The following is a 19,187-nucleotide window of genomic DNA, read 5'->3' on the forward strand; positions in this document are numbered from 1 at the left end:
TTGTGGAAAGGGAAAGCGGTATAGTACGCAACATACTATACCGCAAAACCTAAATCTTAAAAACATCCTTACCAAACCCTCACATTTGCGTGCTTTGCGGGTTTTTCGGTTGTATAAAACCACAAAAACAAATTTTTAAAGTGAAATTTGTATAAAGTGCTTGACAATGGGGGAAAATGCGTGTATAATATTTAATTGTGTGATGGTATGTTTTTGTAAGCATATTTATATCACGAAAATCTATGAAAGGAGATGTATCAATGCCTACCTTTAATCAGCTGGTTCGTAAGGGAAGAGACGTTATCGAAAAGAAGTCCACAGCACCTGCACTTCAGAAGGGTTATAACTCCAAGAAGAAGATCGCTATCGATCTGAGCTCACCTCAGAAGAGAGGCGTATGCACCGCTGTAAGAACTGCTACACCTAAGAAGCCTAACTCCGCTATGAGAAAGATCGCCAGAGTAAAGCTTACCAACGGTAATGAAGTAACAGCTTACATTCCCGGTATCGGACATAACCTTCAGGAGCACTCTGTCGTACTCATCAGAGGCGGAAGAGTTAAGGACCTCCCCGGTGTTCGTTACCACATCATCAGAGGTACACTCGATGCTCAGGGTGTTGCCAAGAGAAATCAGGCTCGTTCCAAGTACGGTGCGAAGAAGCCTAAGGCCGGTGCTAAGTAATTAAAAGCGCTGCCGATCAATTATGAGACTCAATGAAACCACACAGCGATTAAATTGTGGAGTTATTCATTTTAATATAGATGATACCTCTGCATTGGACGACGTGTCGTGGAAGAAACGAGTACCTATGATATCATTATTATGAAGGAGGGAAGTATTGTGCCAAGAAGAGGTAAAATAGCTAAGCGTGAGGTTCTCTGTGATCCTGTTTACAATTCCGAGATCGTTACACGTCTTATCAACAATATCATGCTCGACGGTAAGAAGGGCGTAGCTCAGAAGATCGTTTACGGCGCATTTGAGATCGTTGCTGAAAAGACAGGAAAGGATGCTCTTGAAGCATTCAACGAGGCTATGGAAAACATCATGCCTCTCCTGGAAGTAAAGGCTCGCCGTGTAGGCGGTGCTACCTACCAGGTTCCTATGGAGGTTAGACCCGAGAGAAAGCAGACTCTTGGACTCAGATGGCTTACAACTTACGCAAGAGCAAGAAGCGAGAGAACCATGAAGGAGAGACTCGCAGCTGAGATCATGGACGCTATGAATGGTCTGGGCGGAGCTTGCAAGAAGCGTGAGGATACTCACAAGATGGCTGAGGCTAACAAGGCATTTGCTCACTACAGATGGTGATCAGGCCGCAAAGCCGAAGCAAAACGTTATAAACGTGACGGCTGCGGTTATCACAGCCGCAGCAGATTTTTGGAGGAAAAGCTATGCCAAGAGATTGTTCACTTGAAAAAACAAGAAATATTGGTATCATGGCTCACATCGATGCAGGTAAAACAACTACCACCGAGCGTATCCTTTTCTATACCGGTGTAAACCATAAGATAGGTGAAACTCACGATGGTTCTGCAACAATGGACTGGATGGCTCAGGAGCAGGAGAGAGGTATCACAATTACCTCCGCTGCTACTACTTGCCACTGGGCAGGTCATAGAATCAATATCATCGACACCCCCGGCCACGTTGACTTTACAGTAGAGGTTGAGCGTTCGCTTCGAGTTCTTGACGGTTCTGTAACTGTTTTCTGCGCAAAGGGCGGCGTTGAGCCCCAGTCTGAGACCGTATGGCGTCAGGCTGATAAATATCAGGTACCCAGAATGGCTTATGTAAATAAGATGGATATTATGGGTGCCAACTTCTTCCGTGTTGTTGAAATGATGCACGAGCGTCTCAAGTGTAACGCAGTGCCCATTCAGCTTCCTATCGGTGCGGAAGATGACTTTAAGGGTATCATTGACCTGGTTGAAATGAAGGCAGACGTGTATTACGATGACCTTGGCAAGGATGTCAGAGTAGAGGATATTCCCGCTGACATGGTTGACATGGCTAACGAATACCGTGAGAAGCTTGTTGAAGCTGCTGCTGAAATGGACGACGAGCTCATGGAAAAATACCTTGAGGGTGAAGAGCTTACCACAGAAGAACTTAAGAAGTGCATCCGTGAAGGCTGCATCGCCAATAAGTTCGTTCCCGTAACCTGCGGTACCTCTTATAAGAACAAGGGCGTTCAGAAGCTTCTTGACGCTGTTGTTGATTATATGCCCTCTCCTCTCGATATTCCTCCTATCAAGGGTGTTGACCCCGATACAGGTGAGGAGACCGAGAGAATCACATCCGATACTGAACCTTTCGCTGCACTTGCATTCAAGATTGCAACTGACCCCTTCGTTGGTAAGCTCTGCTACTTCAGAGTTTATTCGGGTACTGTTGACGCAGGTGCTACTGTGCTCAATGCAACTAAGGATAACTCTGAAAGAATGGGTCGTATCCTTCAGATGCACTCCAACCACAGAAAGGATATCGAGACCTGCTACGCCGGCGATATCGCTGCTTGCGTAGGTCTTAAGAATACAACTACCGGTGATACACTCTGCGATCCTAAGCACCCTGTAATCCTCGAGTCCATGGAATTCCCCGAGCCTGTTATCCAGCTCGCTATCGAGCCTAAGACTAAGGCCGGTCAGGAAAAGATGGGCATCGGCCTTGCAAAGCTTGCTGAAGAGGATCCTACCTTCAGAACATGGACTGACGAAGAAACAGGTCAGACCATTATCGCAGGTATGGGTGAGCTTCACCTGGATATCATCGTTGACCGTCTCCTCAGAGAGTTCAAGGTTGAGGCTAACGTAGGTGCACCTCAGGTTGCTTACAAGGAAACAATCAAGAAGCTTGCTGATGTTGACCACAAGTATGCTCGTCAGTCCGGTGGTAAGGGTCAGTACGGTCACGTTAAGATCAAGGTTGAACCCAACGAGTCCGGTAAGGGTTACGAGTTTATTAATGCCGTTGTCGGCGGTGCTATTCCTAAGGAATACATCCCCGCTGTTGACAAGGGTATTCAGGGCGCTATGAAGGCAGGCGTTCTCGCCGGTTATCAGGTTGTTGACGTTAAGGTTACTCTTTACGACGGCTCCTACCACGAGGTCGACTCCTCCGAAATGGCATTCTCCATCGCCGGTTCTATGGCTTTCAAGGAAGCTATGAAGAAGGCTGATCCCTGCATTCTCGAGCCTATCATGAAGGTTTCCGTATTTGTTCCCGAGGACTTCATGGGTACCGTTATCGGTGACCTTAACTCCCGTCGTGGACAGATCCTCGGCCAGGAGATCAACAACGGCACAGCTCAGGTTGATGCACTTGTTCCTCTTTCCGAGATGTTTGGTTACTCCAACGACCTCCGTTCCAAGACTCAGGGCCGTGGTAACTACACAATGGAGCCCGACAGCTATACAGAGGTTCCTCGTTCCGTTGCAGAGAAGATCATGTCTGCAAGAAACAAGGCAAACGGCTGATAATTTTAGCTGAAAATTTACAAAAAACGCTTGCAATCCGCTTAATAATCTGTTAAAATGGTTGCATAGGCTTATAACTTTACTAATTAAAGGAGGAAATTTCCAATGGCAAAGGCACATTTCGAAAGAACCAAACCCCACGTAAACATTGGTACTATCGGTCACGTTGACCATGGTAAGACCACTCTTACCGCTGCTATCACCAAGTATCTTTCCCTTAAGGGTCAGGCTCAGTTTGAGGGCTATGCTGATATCGATAAGGCTCCCGAGGAGAGAGAAAGAGGTATTACAATCAATACCGCTCACGTTGAGTACGAGACTGACAAGCGTCACTATGCTCACGTTGACTGCCCGGGCCACGCTGACTATGTTAAGAACATGATCACCGGTGCTGCTCAGATGGACGGTGCTATCCTCGTAGTTGCTGCTACTGATGGACCTATGGCTCAGACCAAGGAGCACCTTCTTCTCGCTCGTCAGGTTGGCGTTCCTTACATCGTTGTATTCATGAACAAGGCTGACCAGGTTGACGATCCTGAGCTTCTCGAGCTTGTTGAGATGGATATCCGTGAGACCCTCGATAAGTACGATTTCCCCGGCGACGATACTCCTATCATCATCGGTTCTGCTTACCAGGCTCTTAACTCCACTTCTACCGACCCTAACGCTCCTGAGTACAAGTGCATTCAGGAACTCATGGACGCTGTTGACGAGTACATTCCTACTCCCGACAGAAAGGCAGACCAGCCCTTCCTTATGCCTGTTGAGGACGTATTCACCATTACCGGTCGTGGTACTGTTGCTACAGGTAGAGTTGAAAGAGGTCAGCTCAGAACTGGTGACGAAGTTGAGATCATCGGTCTTACTACCGAGAGAGCTAAGACTGTTGTTACCGGTATCGAAATGTTCAGAAAGATCCTTGACTACGCTGAGGCAGGCGATAACATCGGTGCTCTTCTCCGTGGTATCCAGAGAACTGACATCGAAAGAGGCCAGGTTCTTTGCAAGCCCGGTTCTATTCACCCCCACACCAAGTTCAGCGGTCAGGTTTACGTACTGAAGAAGGAAGAGGGCGGACGTCATACTCCTTTCTTCAACAACTACAGACCTCAGTTCTACTTCAGAACAACTGACGTTACCGGCGTTATCACACTTCCTGCTGATAAGGAAATGTGCATGCCCGGCGATAACGTTGAGATCGCAGTTGAGCTCATCACTCCTATCGCTATTGAAGAGGGACTTCGTTTCGCTATCCGTGAGGGTGGACGTACCGTTGGTTCCGGCGTTGTTACTAAGATCAACGAATAATCTCAATACGAACTTGAATTTCCGAAAAGACCTTTTCCTTGCGAAAAGGTCTTTTCTTTTATCAGCTTACTTAATAAATTGTTTACAAATAAATGCCATAAAGTTGTTCCAATTCAGACGTATATACATATGAAAACGGTCAGACGGGGTGAAAATAATGACTGAAAGCAATTTTACAAGCTGTATGACGATGCTTGCGGGCGGAGATATGCAGGGACTTAAACAGGTCTATGAGGAGTACGGGCGAATGATATATTCTTCCGTACTTAGCCTGTGCAGAAGTCCGCATCTTGCGGAGGATATTACCTCAGAATTTTTCCTGAGGCTCAGAAAGGCTGCTCATATTTACAGGGCAGGCACGGGGCACAGGAAATGGCTGCTTGTTTCAGCCAGAAATCTTGCGCTGGATATTATCCGCAGGCAAAGCAGAGAGGTTCCGTCCACATCATCAGCCGATGATGACGACAGCAGTACGCTTTCCGATGTGGCTGATACAGCCGATACTGAGGAAAACGTATCGTCAGACATGGCAGTGCAGCAGATGCTTGATGCCCTGAGTGCCGACCAGCGGGAGATCGTCCATCTGAAAATTTACTGCGAGCTTACGTTTGCGGAAATTTCGGACGTGCTGCAAATTCCCATCGGTACCGCTGCCTGGCGGTATCAGTCGGCAGTGAAAAAACTCAGAAAGCTTTACGGGGAGGTGTTATGATGAAAAAATTTGAACAGGACTACATAAAACATATTGATTCATCTGCACCCGATATGGATAAGCTTTGGGAGAAGATCGCAGGCGCTCCTGACGAGGAAAAGGATATCACCCCTTTCGTTTCAGCGTCAAGGCAGTGTGCGCATAAATCAGGCAAAACAGTCAGGATTTTCGTCTCCGCCGCAGCCGTTTTAGCGGCAGTTTTCTGCGCAGGCAGGCTCATTATAAGCGACAGTGAGATATCAAACGAAACATCTCAGGCGGATATGACTCCCGAAATAAGCGGCGAATATGCCGCAGATGATGCGGAAATACCGTCAGTTGCCGCAGAAATGGGCTGGGATTATTCCACGGAAACTCAGTCAGCCGACAATTATTATACCCTTGACCTTGCCGAGACCGACAGCGGCATCTACAATGCCCTTTCCCACAGCGAGGCGGAGCAGGAGTATTTTGTGGAGGCTCAGGTGCTTTCTAAGACGGACTTTTTCATCGACGGCAAGGTGCTGTATTCCGACAATGAGGGCGATATGACCGCATACACCCTTGAAGTGGTGCATCTTATCTCCGACAGCGAGGCTTCTCTCCCCGAAAAAGTCACCGTTTATTCCGACTCGCCTTATGCTCTCCGTGACAACCGTGAGTATCTGCTGCCGATCAGCGCCTGTGACGGAATGTACAGAGTTGTTTTCGACAATGCCCCTCAGATAGAGATAACCCTTGACAGGGAAGTGGTCTATCACAACGGCTGGCAGTCCCTTGCAGCGGACGGCAGCACCATTACCTACCCACAGGTCTATAAGGACGACTATTTTTACGACCGTATGAACATCACCGCCGAATGCTCGCTTGAAAAGCTTTTTGAAAGCTGGGAAAAACTGCGTGCATGACAATATCTGAAAGGAACGATTTTATGAACACAAAAATGAACTCAATGAGAAAGCTTGCTGCGGTTATGGCAGTCGTATCATCAGTAACATCACTGACCGCCTGCGGTGCCGCAAGTACAGACGAGGCAGACAGCTACACAAGGGGTCAGAACAATGTGCAGTACAATAGCACCGAAGCGGCTGCTGGTGAATGTGCACCTGCCGATTACGATGAAGCACCTGCCGATAATGCTGATTTTGAGCAAAATGACGAGGAATATAACTATATCAGCGAGAACGGATATACAGCAGTTTCCTCTGCACCTCTTTCCACCTTTTCGGCTGATGTGGATACTGCCTCATATACAAATGTCCGCCGAATGATAGATAACGGCAGTGACGTTCCTCCCGATGCCGTGCGTATCGAGGAATTTATCAACTACTTTGACTATGATTATACCGATCCTGCCGACGGCGAGCCGTTTGCAGTTCATACAGAGCTTTCCGACTGCCCGTGGAACGATGAAACTGAGCTTTTAATGGTCGGCATAAATACCAAGGGCTTTGATGCTGTGCTTGATGAGCGCCCTGCCATGAATCTGGTTTTCCTTATTGACGTGAGCGGCTCCATGTATGATGACAACAAGCTGCCGCTGGTACAGAAGTCTTTCTCAATGCTTACCGATAATCTAACTGCCGCTGACCGTGTTTCAATCGTCACCTATGCCGGCTCGGACGAGGTGGTGCTTGAAGGCGCTGACGGAAACGACAGGAAAAAGATACTCCGTGCCATCAACGACCTTGAAGCAGGCGGCTCAACAGCAGGTGCGGCAGGCATCAATACCGCTTACGATATTGCTCAGAAATATTTTATCGACGGCGGCAACAACAGAGTTATCCTCGCCACAGACGGCGACCTTAATGTGGGACTTTCCTCCGAGTCGGAGCTTACAAGGCTCATTGAGGAAAAGCGTGAAAGCGGCGTGTTCCTCTCCGTTCTGGGCTTCGGCACAGGCAATTATAAGGACAACCGTCTTGAAGCACTGGCTGACTACGGCAACGGAAACTACTCCTACATCGACAGCGAAAAGGAAGCGAAAAAGGTGCTGGTCGATGAAATGAGCGGAACACTTTTCACAGTTGCAAAGGACGTTAAGTTTCAGCTGGAGTTCAATCCCGCAAATGTTAAGGGATATCGCCTTATCGGCTATGAGAACAGGGTCATGGCTGCCGAGGACTTTAACGATGACACCAAGGACGCAGGCGAGATAGGCGCAGGCCACAGCGTTACCGTGCTTTATGAGATAGTTCTTGCTGACAGCAAAATGGAGCTGGGCGAAAGCAAGCTGAAATATGCTTCTGACAGCGAGGGCGTTATGGGCGACGAGCTTCTCACCGTGAATATCCGCTACAAGGAGCCTGAGGGCAGCGAAAGCAAGCTGCTAACATATCCCGTTAACAAGTCACTTTATTCCGACAAAATGTCCGCAGATATGAATTTTGCCTCCTGCGTGGCAGAGTTCGGCATGCTCCTGAGAAACAGCAGATACATCGGCGATGTTACCTACAAGGACGTTTCCGCACAGCTTTCCAAGTACGATTATTCCGATGATGATTATAAGGACGAGTTCATTTATCTTGTTAATACCATGAAGAGACGTGATACTAATTTCCAATAAAACTATAGATATATAGTTTTTGATTGGCGCTTAGTATCAAATTATCTAACATATCATGCCGAGGCGGTTTATTTAAAAAAGCCTCGGCAATATAACCAATTATCTTCTTGTCAAAATGTACAATGTAAACGTTGACAGAAATGCAGCTTTATGTTATAATTATAAAAAGTTTATCATGCACATTTTCTCTTGAAATGAAAGGGTGTACTATTATGAAGAATTTTAAAAGATATGCAGCAGGTCTTGCAGCTGTTATGATGGCTTCGAGCTTTGCAGCCTGCGGCAGTTCATCCGGTACAGCAGAGGATACTACCACCTCCGCAACCACCACAACAGGGGTAACTGTTGAGATCAATACCGAGACACTTGCTTCCGAGGAGCAGGTTACCATGGACGATGTTTCCAAGCTGCTTCCCGATGTTGAGCTTGAAAACAAGAACATCAAGTGGTTCTCTTTCTATGATCCTTTCCACGCTACCACATCAGGCAACACCAAGGCGCTTTCTCTCGAGCTTTTCGAGAAGAAGTACGGCGGAACCATTGAATATATCCCCACCACATGGAGCCAGCGCTTTACCGACCTTTCCACAAACATTCTGGGCGGTACAGGCATCGACTTCATCGCAGGCGGCGACCTTGACTCTTTTCCCAAGGGTATCCCCAACGGTCAGTTTGAGTCCTACGACAGCTATGTTGATTTCGATTCCGACCTTTGGAACCCAGTAAAGGAGCTTAACGACAAGTTCAGCCTCAAGGGCAAGCATTACCTTATGGCTACCCAGGCAACAGCAGGCGAGGTCGTTATCTACAACAAGAAGACCATCGAGTCCCAGGGCTTTGAGGATCCCGTTGAGCTGCTTGACAAGGGCGAATGGACATGGTCCACATTCAAGAATATGCTTCTTGAATATGTTGATCCCGAGGCTGACCAGTACGGTCTGGACGGCTGGTTCAATGAAAAGCCCCTTATGCTCACCTGCGGCGTTGCTCCCGTTGAACTGAGAGACGGTCAGCTGGTTTCCAACCTTTATGATGAGCGCCTTGAAAAGTCCATGAACTTTATGTATGAGCTGAGCCAGAACGGTCTTGTTCTCGATAAGTCCCTCTTTGACTGGAGCGAGCACCCCGAGTTCATCGGCGAAGGCAAGGAGCTGTTCTACATTTGCGGCGCATACACTCTTGAAGGCTCTCCCGATATCTGGAACCCCAAATTCGGTAACTCCGAGGACGTTATGTTCGTACCCGTTCCCAAGATGGACGACGCTGACGAGTATTATCTCCCCGCAGGTCTGGAAGCTTATATGCTCTGTAAGGGCGCACAGAACCCCGAGGGCGTTGCAAGATTTATGGAGTGCATACTTGCTGCAAACTCCGACACAGGCTCTCTCGAGATCGCAGACAGAAAGCGTAAGGACGATTACGGCTGGACTGACGATATGATCCAGATGAGATACAGGATCAACGAAATGACCGCTGAGCACCCCATGTATTCTATCCACACAGGCTGCCCCACAGATATGTACAACATTCTGGACAGCGGCGAGTATGGTATCAGAGCTGCATTCTACGGTCACGACTGGCCTTCTGTAAGAGATTCGCTGGCTGACGCTGTAAATGTTCTCATTGACGAGTTCAATGAGTCTCTTGATTCGGTTGAATAATTATAGGATAATATAATGATAAAATGGCTGTTGCACAAAGATGCAGCAGCCCTTTTTAGTTATGCGGACAAATGAAAAGATCCATACAAATAAGATCAAGGCGAAAAGTTTAGCCCACCTTTTCAAAGGTGGCAGGAGTCCAGAGGGCGGAGCCATCTGGTCGCTGTTGCCGCAGTGGTAAACTACGTTTACCTGCGAAATCTTTTTGTTGACGGTTAATGTAGTTAAAGTAACAGCCGACTATCTAAAAATCCCCAAAGCCGCCTGCACTGAAAATTAAAAATCACGCTAATACTAATCTTCAATCAACCTACAGACAAATCCTCGGCTGAAATAAGCCCATTCTTCGTCAAGCTCACTTGCCGGGCGGCAAGCCCGCCTGACGTTGTGGGTCCTTACATATGTATCAAGTGAATGTCTGTTAAAATTGCTTTATGTTAATATACTTATTTCGGTCAATATATTTCTCCTTGTATATTTTGGCTGTCAGACTGTCACAGGCTGATTTTCCGCAGCTGCGGCAGGGGAGTTCTGAGAAGTTTCAATGGTGGTTTCAATGCCGTTGATGGTAACACTGGAGTCGTCAAGGTCGATGATAAGGCATTTTCTGCCCTGGATAACGGTGGTGCGCACCTTGTCGGTGGCTTCCTTGCTGATGTTTACGGTTATTTCGGGAACGGAAAGAACGGTCTTGTTCTCCACAAGATTAGACGCCTTCAGAGCGGTGTCGCCCACAGTAGTCTTGTAAACTGCGTCAAGGGCTTCAAGCTTTTCATCGCTTACGCCCGCATCGGAAAGAATGGTCTTCATTCTGTTTGCGTCGATCACGGGAGGCTCGGTCTCGTTCTTGTTCTGGTCGATGACTTCCTTGATAATGTCGTTTACACGGGTGATAACTGTGTAATCCAGCTCGTCACGGCACACATCGGTGAGAACTGCACGGAAGCGTTCCTTTTCACCGTCGGGAGTGAAATCAAAGCGGCACTCCAATACGTCCTCCACAATGGAGAGATTGGGCTTCTTGGGTGAGCGGGTGTAGTACATAACACGGTTAACGTCAGGGGAACGGTCGCTGAAAATGGGGTAGAAGAAGCCGTCCTGAGGCGCTCTTGCAATTATCATCTCGGTGTTGGACTTCTTTGCGATAGTCTCCAGAGACTCATCGTAGAAAAGGCCGTCATCTCCTGTGTTTACGGGGCAGATGGCAGTTACGATGAAGTTGTACTCGGAGTCGCCCTCGCCGATGCACTCATCGTTCTTGTCCTTTACAAGAATGCTGTATGTACAGTGACCCGATATAATAGTATATGCGCTGGACATGGCGGTATTTTCAACAATGCGGTCGATGAACGCCTTGTTTGCCTCTTCGTCCTCCAGCTTGCCCTTTACTGCGGCGTAAAGGATATTCTGAGCGCCGCCCTCTTCATATGACTCGTTGGGGAAGCCGTACTCGTTGAGATTTTTGCCGAGAGTGCCGCTGAAAACCTTTTTAAGCGTCTCCATGACCACAGCGCCCTCGTCCTCGGGAATAGTTGCCCAGCTGCGAACATCACTGTACTTTATGTTCTTTTCGGCGTCCGCATAGGCGTAAAGCACACGGTTAAGGGTAAAAAATCCGCAGCCCTCGGCAAAGCTTCTTTTTATTTCAGCCACTTCTTTTTTGTTCATTTTGTTTCCACCTTTTCTTTGTTATTGGTAACTTTTATTTTACTCCAAAATGAGTGGGATTGTCAAGGGGGAAATAAAGAAGCTGTCAGTTCATCTCTGCAAGGGCTTTCCTGTTCTCCGCCTTATGGGCGGCACGGTCATAGCCCTTTGTGCCTCCGCAGCGGGTGACGGGGGAAAGCCCGCCCCAGTCTCTGCGCTGTTTGTTAAAATACTCACGTTTTGCTTTCTTGCTCATCTTTTCCACGGGTACGTAGCTTTTCATTTTATTCACCTGCCTTGAAGTTGTAAATGGGCTTGATAATTTCGTTTACCTCCGCAGTGTCGCCGATGTTGTCAAGGATATCGTTCATGCCCTTGTATGCCATGGGGCATTCATCCAGTGTGCCCTGACTCACAGATGTGGTGTAGATGCCCTCCATCTGCTTTTTGAACTCGCTTACGGTAAAGCTCTGCTTGGCTTCGCCTCGGCTCATGAGCCGCCCCGCACCGTGGGGAGCGGAGAAATTCCAGTCGGGATTGCCCTTGCCTGTGCAGATAAGGCTGCCGTCACGCATATTTATGGGGATAATCAGCTTTTCCCCCGCCTGTGCGGACACAGAGCCTTTGCGGAGTATCATATTTTCCGTGTCGATGTAGTTGTGGATAGTGGTGAACTGCTCAACGGGCGTGAGCTTCATTCCCCTGATTATCTCGGTCATCATGGCACGGCGGTTGAGCACGGCAAAGTGCTGGACTATTTTCATATCGTGAATGTAGTCCTCAAAAAGCTGTCCGCTTACGTAAGCAAGATTTTTGGGCACGGTGATGCGCTTGGTGCTTTCAAGCTTTTTAAGCTCACGGCTGATATCTTTCTCCCTGCCCTGAGCCTTGAGACTGTCGATAAGCTCATGGATCTTGCCGTCGCCCGAATGTTCAAGCTGCTTTACCGCCTGCTGCTGATAATACTTTGCCACCTCTGCACCCAGATGACGGGAGCCGCTGTGGATAACGATGTAGATGCCCTTTTCGCCCCTGTCCGCTTCGATAAAGTGGTTGCCGCCGCCAAGAGTGCCCACAGAGCGCTCCGCACGGCGCAGGTCTATTTTGTCGGCACATCTGAGGGCGCAGATGTACGCCTCTTCCGCCAGCTTGTGGGGAGTGCTTCTTATGGCAAAGCCCGAGGGGATAGTCCGCCTGATAAGCTTGTCGAGTTGCATAAGCTCCATGTGCTTTTCCTTGATAAGCACAGTCTCCATGCCGCAGCCGATGTCAACGCCCACAAGGTTGGGGACAATTTTGTCGGTGATGGTCATGGTGGTGCCGATAACGCAGCCAACGCCTGCATGGACATCGGGCATCATTCTTATTTTCTCGCCGATAGTGAATTCCTGGCTGCAAAGCTCGATTATCTGGGAGACCGAGGCGCTGTCGATATTATCGGTAAAAACCTTTGCTGTATTGTATTTTCCGTTTAATTCTATCATGTAAATTCTCCTTGAAAGTGGGTCACAAATGCGCAAAAAAAGGGCGCTCCGACCCGGAAGCGCCCTTATGTATGACTATATCTGCCCCTGATTTTATTGCAGAGGACCTCTGAAAGGTGCGGATATGCCAATGCGCTGCCGAATGTTATTATATGTACCTGTAAGTTTAAGTGATATTATAAGCATTGTCATTGTTTCCGCCTCCTTCTTAATATTTTGATAATAAGCTTATTGCTGGAAAGCATAGCACACTTTTTATGATTTGTCAAGAGCTTTTCAGAAAAATCAGAAAAATTTTAAAAAACAGTGGAAATCCTTAAAAAAGTGTGCTATAATAAATTTATGTGCAGACGCAAGAGCTTGAAAGGATTGATTATTATGGCAATTACCGAAAATACCGCCCTGCTCAAGGAATGGATAGATTCATCGGATAATATTGTCTTTTTCGGCGGAGCAGGTGTTTCCACGGAAAGCGGTATTCCGGATTTCAGAAGCGTGGACGGAATTTATAACATGAAATATAAATATCCCCCTGAGACTATTCTGAGCCGTACCTTTTTCTGCAACCATATAAGCGAGTTTTACGAGTTCTATAAGGATAAGATGCTCTATCTTGACGCTAAGCCCAACAAAGCTCACCTTGCTCTTGCGGAGCTTGAAAGAAGAGGCAAGCTCAAAGCAGTTATCACCCAGAACATCGACGGCCTTCATCAGGCTGCGGGCAGCAAGACCGTGTATGAGCTTCACGGCTCGGTACACCGCAATTACTGCGTCCGCTGCGGTGCTATGTTTGATGCTGAGTACATAAAAAATTCTCCCTTTATCCCTGAGTGCGCACAGTGCGGCGGTCTTATCAAGCCCGATGTGGTGCTTTATCAGGAGAGCCTTAACCAGCACACTGTTGACTGCGCTATCGAGGCTATCGAAAACTGCGATGTTCTTATCATCGGCGGCACATCGCTTTCCGTATATCCCGCCAGCGGTCTTATCGAATATTATAAGGGCAACAAGCTTGTTCTTATAAACAAGAGCACCACCCAGTACGATGACAGAGCTGACCTGCTCATATCCGAGAGCATCGGCGAAACTCTGGACTACTGCATCAACTGATAAATTATCCACGGAGGAAATAAAATGCTTTTACCCGAATTTTATGTTGACGATGTTATCAAGAGAGCATTGTCAGAAGATATAAATTACATTGACCTTGCCACCGACCTGCTTATCCCTGAGGACGAAATATCCACTGCGGAGTTTGTCTCCAAGGCTGAGGGCGTTCTGGCAGGAATCGACTGCGCACTGAGGACATTTACTTTCATCGACAGCGGCGTTAAGTGCGAGGTGTTCATTCACGACGGCGAAAAAGTGAAAAAGGGCGATATCATCGCCAGAGTTCAGGGAAAGACACGTTCTATCCTTAAAGCGGAGCGCACCTCTCTTAACATTCTCCAGCATATGTCGGGCGTTGCTACAGCTACAAACAAGCTGGTGGAAGCCTGTGCAGGCACAAAGGCTTCTATCGTTGATACAAGAAAGACTCTCCCGGGTCTGAGAGCTTTGGAAAAGTACGCTGTCACCGCAGGCGGCGGACGCAACCACCGCTACAATCTTTCCGATGCGGCTATGCTCAAGGACAATCACATTGACGCATACGGCGGCATCACAGGCGCAGTTACCGCCCTTAAAAAGAAGATAGGCCATATGGCTAAGATTGAGGTCGAGGTAAGAAACAAGGAAGAGCTTATCGAGGCTCTTGGCTGCAATGTTGATGTTATCATGCTTGACAACATGACCCCGGAGGAAATGACCGAGTGCGTAAAGATCGCAGACGGCAAGGCTGTTCTGGAGGCTTCGGGCAACATCAATATCGACACCGTTGCGGCTGCTGCGGCTACAGGCGTTGACATTATTTCTGTAGGCGCTATCACCCATTCGGTAAAGGCGTTCGATATTTCACTTAAAATCAGAAAGTAACATAGGAAGTGTTATTTTGAAAGGTCTTACCTTTGTTTATAATGTTCACGGCAATCTTTATATAAATCTGACAAACCGATGCCCCTGCAACTGCACGTTCTGCATACGCCACAACGGCGACAGCGCATACGGCAGCGACAGCCTGTGGCTTGAAAGAGAACCCACAAACGAGGAAGTTCTGGCAGAGTTTGACAAATACTCTCCCGATGAGTTTGATGAGATAGTTTTCTGCGGCTACGGCGAGCCTATGGAAAGGGCAGAGGACGTTGTTTTTATCGGCAAAGAGCTGAAAAAGCGATATCCCCATAAGATAATACGCCTGAACACCAACGGGCTTTCGGACAAAATTCACGGCAGACCCACCGCAGCAATGCTGGAGGGGGCTGTGGATATCGTTTCCATAAGCCTTAATTCGGGCAATGAAAAGGACTACAACGCTGTTACCCGTCCTAAGTGGGAGGACAGTTTCAGCGCTCTGCTCAGCTTTGCGCAGGACTGCAAAAAGTATGTTCCTCAGGTGATGTTCACCGTTGTAGATGTTATCTCCGAGCGTGAGATCGAGGAAAGCAAGGAGATATCCGAAAGGCTGGGCATACCTCTCAGAATAAGAAAATACGATACCTGATCGTTACATATAAGGAGAAATAGAATATGGAAACTTATGCAAGAAAAGCGATCCACAAGGGCACAGAGGTTTGTGAGCTTTCCGCAGGCGGATATTATGCCATAGTTGCTCACGGTCTGGGTTCCAACGTACTCCGTTTCAGAGACGAGAAAAGGGGAATGGAGATATTCCGCTACAACGGAAGCGTTTCTATCGGCGAGATAATGAACGCTCCCGAGATATGGGGTCTTCCCACCCTGTACCTGCCCAACCGCTTTGAAAAGGGCGTGCTGCACACATCTGATGCGACCTATCGCCTGCCCGTAAATGAGGAGCGCTTCGGCAACCATCTCCACGGCTTTATCCAGAAGAGAGCATACACCGTAAAGGAGCTTGGCACAAAGGGCAATACCGCTTTTGTGGAGAACGAGTATGTTTACGATGAAAAGGACTTTTTCTTCAACTGCTTCCCCGTAAAGTTCACCGTAAGAATAAGAATAGAGCTTTCCGACAAGGGACTTTCCCATAAGATAACCCTTATCAATCAGTCGGATAAGATGATGCCCATATCTATTGCAACACACACCACCATCAACGCTCCCTTTGTTGACGGCGCTGTTCAGGAGGATATCAGGCTGAAGGTTCCCGCTGTGGAGCATATTCTCTTCAACAAGTCCAAGTGGCTGCCCACAGGCAAGCGTGCAAAGCTCACCGATTATGACAAGAAGTACATAAACGGAACCTGCCCCGTTCTCAGAGATATCTGCAACGATATGTATTCAGGCGGAACTCTTGAGCTGGACGGCAAGCCTTTCCACGGTACGATCATGACCGATACTGCCAGCGGCAAGACCATCTGCAACGAGGTAGATGAAAAGTACAAGTTCTGGATAGTATGGAACCATGAGGGCTTTATGAACTATTTCTGCCCCGAGCCTATGACCGCTCAGGTAAATGCCCCCAATCTTGATATGCCCGCAGAACTCAGCGGATATGAGGAGCTTGCTCCCGGCAAGACCTACACAGCCACACAGAGATTTTTTACAATGGGATAACTCCGCCGAATTGATATATTAACAAATTATGCCGTATAATATACATTGCGATATTATGCGGCATTTTATTATACGGAGGTAAGATCAATATGGCAATATGCTCAAAATGCGGCGCACAGCTGTTTGAGACCAGCAAATTCTGCCCCGAGTGCGGCACTCCCGTGCTTGAGGTTTCTGCAGATACAAATAAAACAGGTAACATTTATTCCGCTTCCGAAAATGCGGATGACGAAAACAGCATGGCTGTTTTTCAGGGCATAGATCCCTCCGAGATATCTCCAGATGAAACTGCTGAGATTCTTGAAGCGGCTGCCGAAAAGGCACTTGAGGACATACCCGAGATAGTTAAGATTGAGGGCGTTGATATACATACCGAAAAGCCTGAGGAGATTTCTTCGGAGCTGCCCGAAGCATCAAAAGTATCCGAAGCGTCCAAGACACCCGAAGCTTCAAAGGCTGAAAAGCAGGAAGAGAAAAAGGAGCCTGAAAAGGAAGCCCCAGCAAAGGACGATTTTTCCGATATGGGCGCATATGTTGCCGATTCCTCCGAATTTAAGAAAATGGCTGAGAAAGTTTCTCAGAAGAAAAAGGGCGGCAAGACTGCAGCTATTATAATTGCGGCAGTGGTCATTGTTGCTGCGGTGGGAGCAGGCGTTTATTTTATGGGCGGACATAATTCGTCCCAGCCTGCTGTTGATACCACAGTTACCGTTACCGAGGCAGCTGATGAAGCTGTTACGGAAGTTTCTGTTGATAACGAAATCACCTCCGACAGCGAGATATCCGATACAGAAGTTACCACAGTTACCGAGACCGAAACCGAGGAAACTACAGAAAGCGAGACCACCGAAGCAGTGACCGAGGCTGTTTCCATGAAAACTGCGGAAGAGTTTGCGGCAGGCATCGAGATAACTCCCGAGCATAAGGCTGCTGCCGAGAATGAGGCTTCCTGCACTGTAAGCCTTGCTGCCGAGGGACTTTCTGCCGATATGCTCTCTGACGGCGGACTTCTGGTAGTAAGCTACACCGCCGAGACCGCTCAGACAGGCACTATCCCCGTGACCGTTTATATGACCGTAACCGTGGGCGGCACCGATATTGATGTTGTGGCTTCCTCTTCGGGTGACGGCGTTGCGGTGTTCGAGTTTGCTAATATGGCTTCTGCCGTCGCAGAAAACGGCTTCTCCGCTGCCGATATCGACTGCATAAGCTTCAAGGGAACGGGCGCAGGCGTTGATGTAACTTCAATAACCGTAATGAAGGGATAATTCCCTGTAAATTTATATGATAATGCAATAAAAGCCCCTTTAAGTTCTTCCAAAATATATGTAAAGTTCCGAAATATCACGGTAACACTTTACTTTACAAAAGAATTGTGTTATATTTATTCAGTGAGAGTTCTGCGTGGGCGGAACATATTGAAGATTTAAAGGAGAAGATACCATGAAAAAGATCAAGCTTATCTCTGCTGTAACAGCTTTTGCCGCTGCTGCATCTATGATGCTGGCAGGCTGCGGAACTACAGCTGATACCAATGATACCACTACAGCTGACAATGCTGACACCACAGCTGCCGCTTCCGAGGCTGCTTCCGAGGAGACATCCGAAGATACTGCCGCTGAGGACACTGCAGCCGATACTGCTGCTGAGGGTGATGACACCGCAGCTGACGGCGACCAGTCCCTCCAGAAAGTGCTTGACAGCGGAAAGTTCGTTCTCGGCCTTGACGCTACCTTCAAGCCCATGGGCTATACCGATGAAAACGATGAGATCGTAGGCTTTGATATTGATGTTGCAGAGGAAGTTTGCAGCAGAATGGGCGTTGAGCTTGTTAAGGAGCCTATCGACTGGGATACCAAGGAGCAGGACCTTGCAGTCGGCAGAATCGACTGCATCTGGAACGGCATGAGCATCAACGCTTCCAGACAGGAGCAGATGAACCTTTCCGACCCTTACATGAAGAACGAGATGGTATTCGTTGTTCCCGCTTCCTCCGACGCAGCTTCCATGACTGACCTTACAGGCATGAACATCGGCGTTCAGAACGGTTCTTCCGCACAGGAGATACTCGAAGCTTCCGAGCTTTACACCAACGATACTCCTATCACCGTTACCGCTATGGCAACAAACGTTGAGGCTCTCCAGCAGATGGAGCTTGGTCTTGTTGACGCAGTTTTCCTTGACAGCGTTGTTGCAAACTACGAGATCTCCTCTTCCGGCAAGGATTACAGAGTTCTTCCCGACGGCCTTGAGGAAGAAGAGTATGCTATCGGTTTCCGCAAGGAAAATCAGGCTCTTCGTGACGAGGTACAGAAGATCCTCGGCGAAATGAAGGCTGACGGCAAGCTCGGCGAGATCTCCACAAAGTGGTTCGGCAGCGATATCACCACTGTTGAGGCTGCTCAGTAAAATATAATCCTAAAATTACCAAAGACGCATTAGGCACTTGCTTGATGCGTCTTTTTTGTTAATAAAAAAGGGACATTATACTAATCTTCAATCAACCTACAGACAAATCCTCGGCTGAAATAAGCCCATTCTTCGTCAAGCTCCCTTGCCGGGCGGCAAGCCCGCCTGCGGTCGCTTTCCTTGACTGGTCTTATTTCATCTGTCGGCTTTGCCTATAGAGCGATTGAAGATTAGTATTAGTATTAAACTAAAGCAAGGGCAAAAAACGGCATTCCCCTTGATGGTTTCTCTGTGGCTTTGCAAAAGG

At 48.0% G+C, this 19,187-nt stretch carries 17 protein-coding genes; 14 read left to right on the forward strand and 3 right to left on the reverse strand.

Annotation, left to right across the window (positions count from 1 at the left end; all coding sequences use genetic code 11):
- Positions 1-260: 260 nt before the first annotated feature.
- From rpsL to OCV68_RS00040, 8 genes are all read left to right on the forward strand, one after another.
- Positions 261-683, forward strand: a complete 423-nt coding sequence (rpsL, locus tag OCV68_RS00005) for a 30S ribosomal protein S12 (RefSeq protein ID WP_022475523.1) — start codon at positions 261-263, stop codon at positions 681-683.
- A 159-nt stretch (positions 684-842) separates the two neighbouring features.
- Positions 843-1,313: a 30S ribosomal protein S7 gene (gene rpsG, locus OCV68_RS00010; RefSeq protein ID WP_022475524.1), complete on the forward strand. Its 471-nt coding sequence runs from the start codon at positions 843-845 to the stop codon at positions 1,311-1,313.
- An 83-nt stretch (positions 1,314-1,396) separates the two neighbouring features.
- Entirely contained in the window at positions 1,397-3,481 is a 2,085-nt protein-coding gene (gene fusA / locus OCV68_RS00015; protein WP_147622469.1) for an elongation factor G, read from the forward strand.
- A 105-nt stretch (positions 3,482-3,586) separates the two neighbouring features.
- Positions 3,587-4,789: an elongation factor Tu gene (tuf, locus tag OCV68_RS00020; protein WP_022475526.1), complete on the forward strand. Its 1,203-nt coding sequence runs from the start codon at positions 3,587-3,589 to the stop codon at positions 4,787-4,789.
- Positions 4,790-4,946: 157 nt separating this feature from the next.
- Positions 4,947-5,501 (forward strand): RNA polymerase sigma factor, encoded by a 555-nt coding sequence (locus OCV68_RS00025; protein WP_262569992.1) that lies wholly within the window; start codon positions 4,947-4,949, stop codon positions 5,499-5,501.
- Positions 5,501-6,388: a hypothetical protein gene (locus OCV68_RS00030; RefSeq protein ID WP_262569993.1), complete on the forward strand. Its 888-nt coding sequence runs from the start codon at positions 5,501-5,503 to the stop codon at positions 6,386-6,388. Before OCV68_RS00025 ends, OCV68_RS00030 begins: the two co-directional genes overlap by 1 nt.
- A gap of 23 nt (positions 6,389-6,411) precedes the next feature.
- Positions 6,412-8,046, forward strand: a complete 1,635-nt coding sequence (locus OCV68_RS00035; RefSeq protein WP_262569994.1) for a vWA domain-containing protein — start codon at positions 6,412-6,414, stop codon at positions 8,044-8,046.
- A 212-nt stretch (positions 8,047-8,258) separates the two neighbouring features.
- Positions 8,259-9,707 (forward strand): ABC transporter substrate-binding protein, encoded by a 1,449-nt coding sequence (locus OCV68_RS00040; RefSeq protein ID WP_022475530.1) that lies wholly within the window; start codon positions 8,259-8,261, stop codon positions 9,705-9,707.
- 486 nt (positions 9,708-10,193) lie between these two features.
- Here OCV68_RS00040 and OCV68_RS00045 read toward each other — a convergent pair whose 3' ends face one another.
- The 3 genes from OCV68_RS00045 to OCV68_RS00055 form a co-directional block, all read right to left on the reverse strand.
- Positions 10,194-11,375: a DUF4317 domain-containing protein gene (locus OCV68_RS00045; protein WP_262569995.1), complete on the reverse strand. Its 1,182-nt coding sequence runs from the start codon at positions 11,373-11,375 to the stop codon at positions 10,194-10,196.
- A gap of 85 nt (positions 11,376-11,460) precedes the next feature.
- Positions 11,461-11,637 (reverse strand): hypothetical protein, encoded by a 177-nt coding sequence (locus OCV68_RS00050; RefSeq protein ID WP_262569996.1) that lies wholly within the window; start codon positions 11,635-11,637, stop codon positions 11,461-11,463.
- 1 nt (position 11,638) lies between these two features.
- Positions 11,639-12,838 carry an RtcB family protein gene (locus tag OCV68_RS00055; protein ID WP_262569997.1) on the reverse strand — a complete coding sequence of 400 codons (1,200 nt, stop codon included), beginning with the start codon at positions 12,836-12,838 and terminating at the stop codon, positions 11,639-11,641.
- A gap of 378 nt (positions 12,839-13,216) precedes the next feature.
- Here OCV68_RS00055 and OCV68_RS00060 point away from each other — a divergent pair, with 378 nt between their 5' ends.
- From OCV68_RS00060 to OCV68_RS00085, 6 genes are all read left to right on the forward strand, one after another.
- Positions 13,217-13,948, forward strand: a complete 732-nt coding sequence (locus OCV68_RS00060; protein WP_022475536.1) for an NAD-dependent protein deacylase — start codon at positions 13,217-13,219, stop codon at positions 13,946-13,948.
- Between the two features lie 24 nt (positions 13,949-13,972).
- Positions 13,973-14,812: a carboxylating nicotinate-nucleotide diphosphorylase gene (gene nadC / locus OCV68_RS00065; protein WP_022475537.1), complete on the forward strand. Its 840-nt coding sequence runs from the start codon at positions 13,973-13,975 to the stop codon at positions 14,810-14,812.
- A 16-nt stretch (positions 14,813-14,828) separates the two neighbouring features.
- A complete protein-coding gene (locus OCV68_RS00070; protein WP_022475538.1) occupies positions 14,829-15,437 on the forward strand; it encodes a TIGR04100 family radical SAM protein in 609 nt (202 codons plus the stop codon).
- Positions 15,438-15,463: 26 nt separating this feature from the next.
- Positions 15,464-16,471: an aldose 1-epimerase gene (locus tag OCV68_RS00075; protein WP_022475539.1), complete on the forward strand. Its 1,008-nt coding sequence runs from the start codon at positions 15,464-15,466 to the stop codon at positions 16,469-16,471.
- 89 nt (positions 16,472-16,560) lie between these two features.
- Entirely contained in the window at positions 16,561-17,739 is a 1,179-nt protein-coding gene (locus OCV68_RS00080; RefSeq protein WP_262569998.1) for a zinc ribbon domain-containing protein, read from the forward strand.
- A 175-nt stretch (positions 17,740-17,914) separates the two neighbouring features.
- Complete coding sequence (locus OCV68_RS00085) at positions 17,915-18,880, forward strand: amino acid ABC transporter substrate-binding protein (RefSeq protein WP_262569999.1); 966 nt, start codon at positions 17,915-17,917, stop codon at positions 18,878-18,880.
- Positions 18,881-19,187 lie beyond the last annotated feature (307 nt).

It is taken from the genome of Huintestinicola butyrica (assembly GCF_025567215.1).
Taxonomy (GTDB): domain Bacteria; phylum Bacillota; class Clostridia; order Oscillospirales; family Ruminococcaceae; genus Huintestinicola; species Huintestinicola butyrica.

Bases quoted from the DNA above. Each gene is read 5' to 3' on its own strand.
- rpsL (WP_022475523.1), top strand. From the start codon at position 261: ATGCCTACCTTTAATCAGCTGGTTCGTAAGGGAAGAGACGTTATCGAA.
- fusA (WP_147622469.1), top strand. From the start codon at position 1,397: ATGCCAAGAGATTGTTCACTTGAAAAAACAAGAAATATTGGTATCATG.
- tuf (WP_022475526.1), top strand. From the start codon at position 3,587: ATGGCAAAGGCACATTTCGAAAGAACCAAACCCCACGTAAACATTGGT.
- OCV68_RS00025 (WP_262569992.1), top strand. From the start codon at position 4,947: ATGACTGAAAGCAATTTTACAAGCTGTATGACGATGCTTGCGGGCGGA.
- OCV68_RS00030 (WP_262569993.1), top strand. From the start codon at position 5,501: ATGAAAAAATTTGAACAGGACTACATAAAACATATTGATTCATCTGCA.
- OCV68_RS00035 (WP_262569994.1), top strand. From the start codon at position 6,412: ATGAACACAAAAATGAACTCAATGAGAAAGCTTGCTGCGGTTATGGCA.
- OCV68_RS00040 (WP_022475530.1), top strand. From the start codon at position 8,259: ATGAAGAATTTTAAAAGATATGCAGCAGGTCTTGCAGCTGTTATGATG.
- OCV68_RS00045 (WP_262569995.1), bottom strand. From the start codon at position 11,375: ATGAACAAAAAAGAAGTGGCTGAAATAAAAAGAAGCTTTGCCGAGGGC.
- OCV68_RS00050 (WP_262569996.1), bottom strand. From the start codon at position 11,637: ATGAAAAGCTACGTACCCGTGGAAAAGATGAGCAAGAAAGCAAAACGT.
- OCV68_RS00055 (WP_262569997.1), bottom strand. From the start codon at position 12,838: ATGATAGAATTAAACGGAAAATACAATACAGCAAAGGTTTTTACCGAT.
- OCV68_RS00060 (WP_022475536.1), top strand. From the start codon at position 13,217: ATGGCAATTACCGAAAATACCGCCCTGCTCAAGGAATGGATAGATTCA.
- nadC (WP_022475537.1), top strand. From the start codon at position 13,973: ATGCTTTTACCCGAATTTTATGTTGACGATGTTATCAAGAGAGCATTG.
- OCV68_RS00075 (WP_022475539.1), top strand. From the start codon at position 15,464: ATGGAAACTTATGCAAGAAAAGCGATCCACAAGGGCACAGAGGTTTGT.
- OCV68_RS00080 (WP_262569998.1), top strand. From the start codon at position 16,561: ATGGCAATATGCTCAAAATGCGGCGCACAGCTGTTTGAGACCAGCAAA.
- OCV68_RS00085 (WP_262569999.1), top strand. From the start codon at position 17,915: ATGAAAAAGATCAAGCTTATCTCTGCTGTAACAGCTTTTGCCGCTGCT.